This is a genomic window from Limnospira sp. PMC 1279.21 (genome assembly GCF_032349615.1).
GTDB lineage: Bacteria > Cyanobacteriota > Cyanobacteriia > Cyanobacteriales > Microcoleaceae > Limnospira > Limnospira fusiformis.
Map to the genome: position 1 here is coordinate 7,854 of NZ_JARPLU010000115.1, position 9,073 is coordinate 16,926.

At 46.4% G+C, this 9,073-nt stretch carries 14 protein-coding genes; 13 read left to right on the forward strand and 1 reads right to left on the reverse strand.

Annotation, left to right across the window (positions count from 1 at the left end):
• The first annotated feature begins 95 nt into the window (after window positions 1-95).
• From P5683_RS16600 to P5683_RS16650, 11 genes are all read left to right on the forward strand, one after another.
• Window positions 96-323: a hypothetical protein gene (locus tag P5683_RS16600; RefSeq protein WP_006670299.1), complete on the forward strand. Its 228-nt coding sequence runs from the start codon at window positions 96-98 to the stop codon at window positions 321-323.
• A 1-nt stretch (window position 324) separates the two neighbouring features.
• The gene (locus tag P5683_RS16605) at window positions 325-528 is read left to right on the forward strand and encodes a hypothetical protein (protein WP_006620999.1); all 204 of its coding nucleotides are present in this window, start codon (window positions 325-327) and stop codon (window positions 526-528) included.
• 3 nt (window positions 529-531) lie between these two features.
• Complete coding sequence (locus P5683_RS16610; RefSeq protein ID WP_315640482.1) at window positions 532-1,200, forward strand: hypothetical protein; 669 nt, start codon at window positions 532-534, stop codon at window positions 1,198-1,200.
• A gap of 21 nt (window positions 1,201-1,221) precedes the next feature.
• Window positions 1,222-2,016, forward strand: a complete 795-nt coding sequence (locus P5683_RS16615) for a DUF1822 family protein (protein WP_315640480.1) — start codon at window positions 1,222-1,224, stop codon at window positions 2,014-2,016.
• Window positions 2,017-2,189: 173 nt separating this feature from the next.
• On the forward strand, window positions 2,190-2,636 hold the full coding sequence (locus tag P5683_RS16620; protein WP_315640478.1) for a hypothetical protein: 447 nt from the start codon (window positions 2,190-2,192) through the stop codon (window positions 2,634-2,636).
• Between the two features lie 149 nt (window positions 2,637-2,785).
• Complete coding sequence (locus P5683_RS16625) at window positions 2,786-3,259, forward strand: CBS domain-containing protein (protein ID WP_315640476.1); 474 nt, start codon at window positions 2,786-2,788, stop codon at window positions 3,257-3,259.
• 142 nt (window positions 3,260-3,401) lie between these two features.
• Complete coding sequence (nblB, locus tag P5683_RS16630; RefSeq protein WP_315640474.1) at window positions 3,402-4,064, forward strand: phycobilisome degradation protein NblB; 663 nt, start codon at window positions 3,402-3,404, stop codon at window positions 4,062-4,064.
• Window positions 4,065-4,190: 126 nt separating this feature from the next.
• Window positions 4,191-4,382, forward strand: coding sequence for a photosystem II reaction center protein PsbZ (psbZ, locus tag P5683_RS16635; RefSeq protein WP_006617715.1), 192 nt, complete (start codon window positions 4,191-4,193; stop codon window positions 4,380-4,382).
• A gap of 109 nt (window positions 4,383-4,491) precedes the next feature.
• Window positions 4,492-5,097 (forward strand): 6,7-dimethyl-8-ribityllumazine synthase, encoded by a 606-nt coding sequence (gene ribH, locus P5683_RS16640; protein WP_006621007.1) that lies wholly within the window; start codon window positions 4,492-4,494, stop codon window positions 5,095-5,097.
• Window positions 5,098-5,172: 75 nt separating this feature from the next.
• Window positions 5,173-5,838 carry an isoprenylcysteine carboxylmethyltransferase family protein gene (locus P5683_RS16645; RefSeq protein ID WP_006670304.1) on the forward strand — a complete coding sequence of 222 codons (666 nt, stop codon included), beginning with the start codon at window positions 5,173-5,175 and terminating at the stop codon, window positions 5,836-5,838.
• 155 nt (window positions 5,839-5,993) lie between these two features.
• Window positions 5,994-6,230 carry a DUF4327 family protein gene (locus P5683_RS16650; protein WP_006621009.1) on the forward strand — a complete coding sequence of 79 codons (237 nt, stop codon included), beginning with the start codon at window positions 5,994-5,996 and terminating at the stop codon, window positions 6,228-6,230.
• A gap of 82 nt (window positions 6,231-6,312) precedes the next feature.
• Here P5683_RS16650 and P5683_RS16655 read toward each other — a convergent pair whose 3' ends face one another.
• The gene (locus P5683_RS16655; RefSeq protein WP_006621010.1) at window positions 6,313-6,576 is read right to left on the reverse strand and encodes a hypothetical protein; all 264 of its coding nucleotides are present in this window, start codon (window positions 6,574-6,576) and stop codon (window positions 6,313-6,315) included.
• Between the two features lie 242 nt (window positions 6,577-6,818).
• On the opposite strand from P5683_RS16655, the gene P5683_RS16660 reads away from it, so the two are divergent.
• Together P5683_RS16660 and P5683_RS16665 are read left to right on the forward strand one after the other, a co-directional pair.
• Window positions 6,819-8,252, forward strand: a complete 1,434-nt coding sequence (locus P5683_RS16660) for a NupC/NupG family nucleoside CNT transporter (RefSeq protein WP_006621011.1) — start codon at window positions 6,819-6,821, stop codon at window positions 8,250-8,252.
• Between the two features lie 38 nt (window positions 8,253-8,290).
• Window positions 8,291-8,971: a hypothetical protein gene (locus P5683_RS16665; RefSeq protein ID WP_006621012.1), complete on the forward strand. Its 681-nt coding sequence runs from the start codon at window positions 8,291-8,293 to the stop codon at window positions 8,969-8,971.
• The last annotated feature ends 102 nt before the right edge of the window (window positions 8,972-9,073 follow it).

Here is a 9,073-nt window from a genome sequence, read left to right on the forward strand (position 1 = left end):
CCCTCCCAACGAGGATATTAATAAACCCGCCCCCAAACCCGTCGCCGTCAACGGTTGATAAACCGCGTTTTCAACAGGACTATGCGGTGCGTCAGATGACACACCCTACGGTTGCTGAGAAACCGGGTTTCTTGATTTCGGCGGTTAAACCCCGGTTTTTTGAACAGGACTATGCGGTGCGTCAGGTGACACACCCTACGGCTACTGAGAAACCGGGTTTCTTGATTTCGGCGGTTAAACCCCGGTTTTTAATTAGCCGTTTACCCGATGGGTTATCCCCCACAGGCATATATATGCGCCCACCTTTTCCCATGCTATTATGATATGTCAAGTCCTCCTCAAAGTCAACCCCTAATTAGGAGAAATTTTGGGGGGATTAAGAAGATTATGGAAAGTGCGATCGCACTGGGGGAAATGTGGGATAATCTCAGGAGGTCTACCGAGTTGATAAATCTGGCAATGACACGAGATTCTAAATGTCCCGATAAGGAAGTAAAAGAGATTTTGCGCCGATCGCTAAAAACCTAATCGGTGAAAGAACGTAAACGCCTACGACGGGAGGCGATGCGAATGATGATAGCTGCACCGGAACACTGTTTGTGGAAGGGAGAACCGCCACAATATCGCGATGATTTGATATATATTGAAGCGACGGCGGCGGCTTGGGATTATATCGATCGCAAAATTCATGGAAATGTCCGGGGTGGCGAAGTTTATGACCCCGATATTGACAAGGCTGCTAGTCCCTTCACTCTCTGGAATATTCGCTGCAAATGGGCATATCAAGACATCCTGAAAAAACGCAGACAGTTAATCGATGATCATCCCCCCACACCAGACCCGGAAACACCTTACAATATTGAAAATGAACCGCAGCCGTCGGTAGATATTCCTCGGTTACAACGCATTCGCCGAGAAATTGAAAATGACCCGACGGGGGAGTTAAGGAGTTCTTTTGTACGCCAAACCCCACCGCCGCCGATTACGGTTCAAGATGCTTTATTGTTCATTTATGATTGCGTGTCTCGCGGGGAAAAATACACCCTAAAATTGGTGGCGGAACATTTTAAGATCCCGCCGGGTGTCGTCAACTCTGCTTGGAGTCGCACCATCAGTCCCCTGTTGAAAAAAATGGGCGATCGCCTATCTCAGGAACTAGATTTATATGATGGGGATATTTACCCTGAAACAAGCTGTTAACCAGAGGATTATTTAAGCATCATGAACACTCAAGAATTATTCGGTCAACTGATTCCGATACCCCCGCAAATCACCGATTATTTACAAAGGATTTCCGGTGACATTGAACCCTCCCAATTTCCAGAGATTGCGGAAAGAGCGATCGCTGTTTGGGTGGTGCATCGATATCTAAAAAGGTTCGATTATCAATCGGATTTCCGCAGCAGTAGCGCCTGGAATATCGCCGCCCAGGTTTTGACGGATTGGGGGGATTTGGAAATCTGGGAAGAAGGGGAAAGTTTGGGCATTGTGGAATGTATCCCCCTCCCAGCGAATGCCGAAAGTTTGGAGATTCCCGAAGGTGCCGTAATAAGCGATCGCATAGCCTATATTGCAGTAGAAATTAACCCGCCCCAAACCTGGGGAAAAATTGTCGGATTTACCCCCACCCTAGAAATAGAAGACCCGGAATTGAGTATCGATCGCGAAGACCTGTTAGAATGCGATCGACTGTTGGATTTATTGGAACTCGCCGAACCCCTCGCCGACCCGTCCCGATTTGCCGAATTAGAGTCCTATTGGTCGGGTTTGGGTGAATGGTCTGCGGAAGCACGCCAAGCAGTTGTCGCCCAACTGGAAAGAGCCTTATTATTGGAAACCATGGAACCCCTACAAGTGGAGTCCGCCGCCCAGGAAGTAGAAGCGTTAATCGCCCAATCTGTAGCGGAGTCAGGGCGAGAATTGGCAGTGCGAGAAAATGCCGAAGATGAGTCTCGCCAAGAACTGCGATCGATTTTGCGGCGGTTATTCGAGTCATTGCGGGGAGCAGAAGATTAATCACCAGCCCCCCTACCCCCAAGGGATGGCAAGGCTCTAGGAGGCTCCTGGGGCTTGTTGGTGGCGATCGCGGTTGAGGGTGCAACCTGCCCCTGCATAAAAAATCACGATTTCCCAGTTAGTTATCTAGGGGGGTTCTCCCCAAATATAACTATCGAATTGCAGGCACAATCATGGAACATATAGCCAACATTCTGCCCAACGTGATTCCCCATATCAACACCGCCCAAAACGGCTTATATCCCCTGGTAGAAAATGCGATCTTCACCTCTGCTATCACCCTAGACCGCCTACCCTACGCCGTCCGCTGGCACATTCCGGCTAAGAAATATTCCCAGGCGAAAGGCTGGCTGGAAGAACTGACCCGACCCGCCGGAGGCCACAACGCGACGTTTTCCCATGGCAATTGGTGGAGTCCGGTCACCAAAACTTGGGTGGGAGAACCGATAGTTTTGGTAAAATCTTACATGACGGCTGCGGTTTTGGAGCAACACCTAGGGGCAATGCTGCGGGGTTCTTATCGCATGGGTCGCACACTGGGAGAAGAAGCGATCGCTTTGGAAATTCTCAGCCATAACATCATGCTAGTCATTCCCACAGATACTCGGATATCCCCTTGACTCCCGACCGCTGTAGCCGGTCATTCTCCTGTAAAGAAGCAGAAGCCCGCACCTATCCTAACCGGTGGGTGTCGGGAGTCTGTCATCGTATGCCAATTTTTCGATAAGATGAGAACTATAGACCGACAGTGAAACCGGAAGCAGAGACCATGGCTAAAACCGTTGCCGATGTAATGACCCCTAATCCCCTTGTGATTAGTCCTGATGCGCCCCTGGCTGATGCGATCGCCCTACTAGCCCAGAACCGAATTGGAGGGCTTCCCGTGATGGATAACACGGGTAAATTGGTGGGCTTTATCTCAGAAACTGATATTATCTGGCAGCAAAGTGGCGTGACCCCACCAGCCTACATCACTATTCTCGACAGTGTGATTTATCTGGAAAATCCCTCTCGCTACGAAAAAGAACTACATAAAGCCCTAGGTCAAACCGTGGGAGACGTGATGAGTAACGGACCCATGATCACCATTAAACCAGATTGCTCTCTGTCAGAAGCAGCCCGGTTGATGAACCAAAAGCAAGTGCATCGGCTGCCAGTTTTGGATGAATCAAAAAAATTAATCGGTATTTTGACCTGTGGGGATATTATCCGAGTCATGGCTATGGGTACTGATGACGACTAAAGCACATCGGTTTCCCCAGTTGTTGTGAGTTTTCTCTCATCGCCGAATAAGATGGGAATAGTCCTTAAAGGTTAGTTCTCCCCCTAGGGTGAGAGTCGCCTCGGACTTTAACCGACAGCAACTGCTTAACTGTTTAACCAAAATGACTATTACTCCAGAGTCCATTGTGCAACAACTGAGTTCGGAAAATCTTGGCGATCGCTTACGGGCAGTTAACCAAATCCGTCAACTCGAAAAAAATATCGGCTTTCAACTCCTGCAAACGGCGATCGCTGACCGAGATACCCGAGTCCGATATGCAGCAGTTAGCCAAATGGCCAGCCTCGGACACCAAGATCGCGATCGGTCTTTAACCCTGTTGCGCGATTGTCTGCTTAATGACCCAGAAGCTGATGTCCAAGCCGCCGCAGCCGATTCCATTGGGGCTTTGAAACTCACAGAAGCCTTTGAAGACCTGCATCAGGTTTACCATAATACCTCTGAATGGTTGGTGCAATTGAGCATTATTGCCGCTTTAGGAGAATTGGGAGATCCGCGCGGCTTTGAACTCCTCCAAGATGGCTTGATTAATGGCAACGAATTGATCCAAACCGTTGCTATCAGCGCTTTGGGAGAATTGGGCGATCGTCAAGCCATACCCCTATTGATATCTCGTGCATCAGACCCAGATTGGCAGATCCGCCACCGCATCGCCCAAGCCTTATCTCGCCTGGGGGGTGAGGAAGTTCAAGAGGTTTTGCAACAATTGGCTACTGATGAAGTTTCCCAAGTCGCCCAAGAAGCACAATCAACACAAAATTCCTAAAATCTGGGTTTCTCAGACGGTGCAATTTCTGGTAGCGTAAATATAAAGTACGAGCCGAAAAGGCTGATCTCGGCTAATCTATCGTTATTTGTACTTACGCTTATCCTTTCTGCTTGGGAGAAAAAAATGTTAACACTTCTGTTTCAAGTGCTTTTGGCGGCTTTGGTGATTGTGTCCTTCCTCATGATTGTCGCAGTCCCTGTGGCTTATGCTTCTCCTCAAAATTGGAGTCAGTCTAAGCCCCTCATTTTTATCGGTTCTGGCCTGTGGGCGGTTCTGGTGATTTTAGTAGGAGTTTTTAACTACTTGGTTGTTTAGCCCCTAGGCTATTGACAACCAACTTAGAAGAGGTGAGAGGAATGGGGAAATCTTCCGCCCCAAACCTCTATCCTCACATCCTCGATAGATAATTTAGACTACTTATATTATGACGGTTTTTGAAGGTACTTTTACTCAGCTTGAGTCCGTAAAGTTGGCGATCGTAATTGGTCGGTTTAACGATTTGATTACTACTAAACTACTAGAAGGGTGTCAAGATTGTTTAAAACGACATGGGGTAAATCCCGAACCCCACGGGACTCAGGTTGATTATATTTGGGTTCCTGGTAGTTTTGAAATTCCCATGGTTGCTAATCAATTAGCCCTCAGCGGTCGCTATGATGCTATTATTTGTCTGGGTGCGGTCATTCGCGGACATACTCCCCATTTTGATTATGTGGCGGCGGAAGTGTCTAAGGGAATTGCCGCTTCTGCCTTCCAAACTGGCGTACCTGTGATATTTGGTATCTTAACTACTGACTCTATGCAGCAGGCCTTGGAACGCGCCGGAATTAAAAGCAACAAGGGCTGGGATTATGCTATGAATGCCCTGGAAATGGCAAGCCTAATGCGACAAATGCGCCATAAAGGACGCTCCGGGCCTTATTTGCCTAATACTATTGGTGCGACATCAACTCCGGTTTTATCCGCCGGTGTCGATACCGATGAACAGTCGGAATTGTCTACGGAATCAGGCGATCGCTCTAATCAATAACACGGTAAATAATTTACTTGGAGAACTGCCCAATATTTAAGCTGTTAATTATCGTAGTTTGCGGGATGATTGACCATGAAAATTAAACAGGCGATCGACCTCCATAAATTCTTGACTTTCCTGGTAGTCCTGGGGTTGATGGTCGCATATAATAACTTTACTATCGGCCCCTGGGTTTATCTCGCTCTCCACGGAACCTATGGGATTTTGTGGTTGCTAAAAAGCCGTATTTATCCAGATAAACAGTGGGAACAACAAATTCCTTGGTGGCAGGGAGTGGGCGTGTTTACGTTTTTAATCTTATATTGGGTGGCTCCATTTATATTAGTTAGTAGTCACTCCGAACCACCAACCCCATTAATTGCTGCCGCCATTTCTATTAACCTGTTCGGGGTATTTTTGCACTACAGCAGCGATGCTCAAAAATACTACACCTTAAAATATAAACCCGGATTAATTACTGAGGGATTTTTTGCCCGTTCTCGGAATATTAATTATGGGGGAGAACTTCTGATTTACCTATCTTTTGCTATGTTAGCACAGCATTGGCTACCGTTTTTGATTCTGGGCTTATTTGCGATCGCTATTTTTCTGCCCAATATGCTCAAAAAAGATGAATCCCTCTCCCGCTACCCAGAATTTGAACAATATCGCCAAAATTCGGGGCTACTCTTGCCCAAATTATGGGGCAAAATCCCCGACTCTAACCCTAGTGCGATCGCCCCAAATAATGATGGATGATTCCCTGAATTTAATCTTACTGTTAAAAATAGTAAAGATATAGAGATAAAATAGACATATTGCGAGACAATATGTTTAGGGAATACCGATAGGGTAGTCCCGGATACCGTTGAGTTTTAGTTATTTACCCAATTAACTGGGTAGGAGGTTGTGATATGGTACAAGCTGTGATTCCTAGTGCCGTCAAATATTCCATTCAAGTCATTCAAGACGAGGCGCGTAACCTCGTAGAAAAAGGATTAATCGATCGCCATCAACCAATTTACACCATGTGCCAGTATATCCCAGCCCGTGAGTGGGATTGGGTCGAGTGTGAATTAGAACAAAATGATTTTTTGCTCAGAGATCGAGTCATTGACCTTTTAGGTCGTGAGGACTGGAAGGAAGACTAGATTGATAGATAAGGATATTAGCATAAATCTTCGCGTCAGCTTGATTAGGGCGCTGGCTAATTGCGCCCTGGTAACTGCTATTTTAAGAATCCGTCGGAGAATCAATATTAGCCTTGAATGGGGACGGTGGGCGATCGCTACTCCAAGCCCACCAAGCACAACCACATTGACAGTGATAAAATTCTTGCCACTTGCGGCGGTTATTATCCCCATACACAGGCGATCGACGATTAATCCACACCTGTTGAGCTTCCAAACTGCTGGCCGAACATTGGGGACAGCAAAACTCAAAGGCGTGAACAGCATCACTGGTCCAGTTAGGGGGTGTTAGCTGAAAAGCATCCATTTTAATCAGACTTTTTGCCCTATTGTAGAGTGTATTTGGCTATGGCAACATACCCAATTCAAATATGCTTGCGTTTCAACCGGATCTGGTGCAAGATTCGTAGTAAGCAAAATCCTTAGCTACCCATTTATCATCGGGTGATGACTTAGCTCAAAGGTCTATATCCACCCCCGGATCAGTCAAAGCTATGGTTGCGGGTGCAGCTTCTCCATTATTCAGTTTCCGCACTTAGGGAAAGATTTATGAATCTACTGCTGAATTTAATTTCCCTACTGGGAATTGCTGGTTTGTGCTTTATTGCTTGGTTAGGTTCCGAAAACAAGCGCGTCATCCCCTGGAATGTGATCTTTTGGGGAATAGGCTTACAAATGGTTATTGGACTCATTGTATTTGTCTTAGGTAGCCAATTAGTCGAGGGACTCAGCACCCTGCTTAACTCAATTTTGGACGCTTCCGAAGCTGGGGCGCGATTCTTATTTGGTGGACCACAATCAATTTTGGTAGCTGACCCAGACTTTCGCGCTGGTCCTGGTCCCGCTGGACGTTGGATTGCTAGGGCTGTGGGAACTCCCTTTGTCGCAGTTCCGGGCGATCGCATTGGTCCCGATAATCTTAACCCCGGTTTTGCTTATGTTCTAGCATTTCGCGCCCTTCCCCAAGTCATTTTCTTTGCAGGTTTGGTCAGCTTATTATATAGACTGAATATCATTCAGCCTGTTGTACAAATATTCGCCAAAATCTTTCAGAAAACCATGGGAATTAGTGGCGCTGAATCCCTATCCGGTGCTGCTAATATTTTTGTGGGTATTGAATCTGCGATCGCGGTAAAACCCTATTTATTAGACATGACCCGCAGCGAACTCTGTGCCATTCTCGCCAGTTGTTTCGGGTCGATCGCTTCCTCCGTTTTAGCATTATATGCAGGATTTCTCAGACCGACTTTTCCCAACATCACCGGACACCTAGTTTCTGCCTCTTTAATGACAATTCCCGCCTGTTTTGTCATTGCCAAAATTCTAGTTCCAGAAACTGATCAACCCAAAACTCTGGGGAAAGTTCCCGAAGAACCAAAAGCCGATAAAGCCAGCCTCCCTAACCCTATGGATAGCTTAATCGGTGGTGCTTTAGATGGCGTGAAAATGGCAGTAGGAATAGCCGCCGCCTTGATTGCAATTTTGGGAATGGTCGCTTTAGTCAATTTGGTTTTTGCTACTTTGGCAGGATTTTCCGAAAGTGATTTTTTCCTCCTTAGTTGGATAGGTAATCTATTTCAGGTCATTACCCTACAAAACATTTTGGGAGCCTTATTTTTACCTCTGACTTTTTTAACTGGGGTTTCCCTCGAATGGCAAGAACTATGGCAGTCTTCCCTGTTAATTGGCAGAAGGCTTTTGGAAACTAATATCCCCCCCTATCAAGCCCTCGCTCAACTTAATGCTAACGGCGAAATTAGCAACCGCGCCATGTTAATTGTTAGCTATGTTTTGTGCGGATTTACTCATTTTGCCTCCTATGGAATTTTCGTCGGTGGTTTATCTTCCTTAATTCCTAGCCGACGTTCGGAAGTCGCATCTTTAGGCTTTACTGCCTTATGGGCAGGTACTTTAGCCACTTTAATGACAGGCTGTATGGCGGGATTCTTTGACTTTGGAAATCCTGCTATTTTTGGAAAATAATTAACTAGATTAATTCGGGCTTATTTTGAGGAGGAATTATGCAACCAAAACGCCTGAAAATTATAGGCTTGGGACTCATCACCGCTTTACTTTTATTGGTGTTCGGTAATATGGATCGCCTACCATTTACCAGCATATCAGGAGAATCGGCGATCGCTCAACAGACCACTCCGACACCCACTCCGACACCCACCCCAGAAGCTACCCCAGAAGCTACCCCAGAAGCCACCCCAGAACCCGCACCGCCGCCGGAACCGACAAATTCTGTGGAAGCATTACCCCTAAGTGGTAGCGCCTTCAAGGACCCCCAAGGTCGTTTTGAGGTGGGGATTATTCAAGATTTTAATGTCGGGTTTGCGGGCAATTTTCCCCTGTTTGAGTCACCAGATGGTAACTTGGCTTATACAGTGGTAGCTAGATATCGCGAAAGCGATCGCACTTTACCCGAATTAGCGATCGCGCAAATTGCGATCGAAATCTTTGAGCGCGGGGAAGGTTTTAGACCCGGAAATTTTGAAACTTTGGGGACTGGGGAAGTACAAATGCCTTGGACAGGAACCTTAAAAATCGGAGCCAGAAGCCAGCCTATGTCAGGAGTAATTTTTGCTCGTCAAGCTGGTAATCAAATCCTAGTTTTATTAGTGTCTGCCACAGCAGCAGGAGCCCCCAACATAGAGGGAGCAGTTGCAGCTTTATCCGACACACTACAACCTCTGTAAAAGTAATTAATAATTAATAATTAATAATTATTAATTATTAATTATTAATTGTAGGGGCGGGTTCTGCCGTCAATTTTCCATCCCCACCAGGATATTAATAAG

What these genes read in the sequence shown, in the direction of transcription:
- P5683_RS16600 (WP_006670299.1), top strand. Translation starts at nt 96, where the DNA reads ATGACACACCCTACGGTTGCTGAGAAACCGGGTTTCTTGATTTCGGCG.
- P5683_RS16605 (WP_006620999.1), top strand. Translation starts at nt 325, where the DNA reads ATGTCAAGTCCTCCTCAAAGTCAACCCCTAATTAGGAGAAATTTTGGG.
- P5683_RS16615 (WP_315640480.1), top strand. Translation starts at nt 1,222, where the DNA reads ATGAACACTCAAGAATTATTCGGTCAACTGATTCCGATACCCCCGCAA.
- P5683_RS16620 (WP_315640478.1), top strand. Translation starts at nt 2,190, where the DNA reads ATGGAACATATAGCCAACATTCTGCCCAACGTGATTCCCCATATCAAC.
- P5683_RS16625 (WP_315640476.1), top strand. Translation starts at nt 2,786, where the DNA reads ATGGCTAAAACCGTTGCCGATGTAATGACCCCTAATCCCCTTGTGATT.
- nblB (WP_315640474.1), top strand. Translation starts at nt 3,402, where the DNA reads ATGACTATTACTCCAGAGTCCATTGTGCAACAACTGAGTTCGGAAAAT.
- psbZ (WP_006617715.1), top strand. Translation starts at nt 4,191, where the DNA reads ATGTTAACACTTCTGTTTCAAGTGCTTTTGGCGGCTTTGGTGATTGTG.
- ribH (WP_006621007.1), top strand. Translation starts at nt 4,492, where the DNA reads ATGACGGTTTTTGAAGGTACTTTTACTCAGCTTGAGTCCGTAAAGTTG.
- P5683_RS16645 (WP_006670304.1), top strand. Translation starts at nt 5,173, where the DNA reads ATGAAAATTAAACAGGCGATCGACCTCCATAAATTCTTGACTTTCCTG.
- P5683_RS16650 (WP_006621009.1), top strand. Translation starts at nt 5,994, where the DNA reads ATGGTACAAGCTGTGATTCCTAGTGCCGTCAAATATTCCATTCAAGTC.
- P5683_RS16655 (WP_006621010.1), bottom strand. Translation starts at nt 6,576, where the DNA reads ATGGATGCTTTTCAGCTAACACCCCCTAACTGGACCAGTGATGCTGTT.
- P5683_RS16660 (WP_006621011.1), top strand. Translation starts at nt 6,819, where the DNA reads ATGAATCTACTGCTGAATTTAATTTCCCTACTGGGAATTGCTGGTTTG.
- P5683_RS16665 (WP_006621012.1), top strand. Translation starts at nt 8,291, where the DNA reads ATGCAACCAAAACGCCTGAAAATTATAGGCTTGGGACTCATCACCGCT.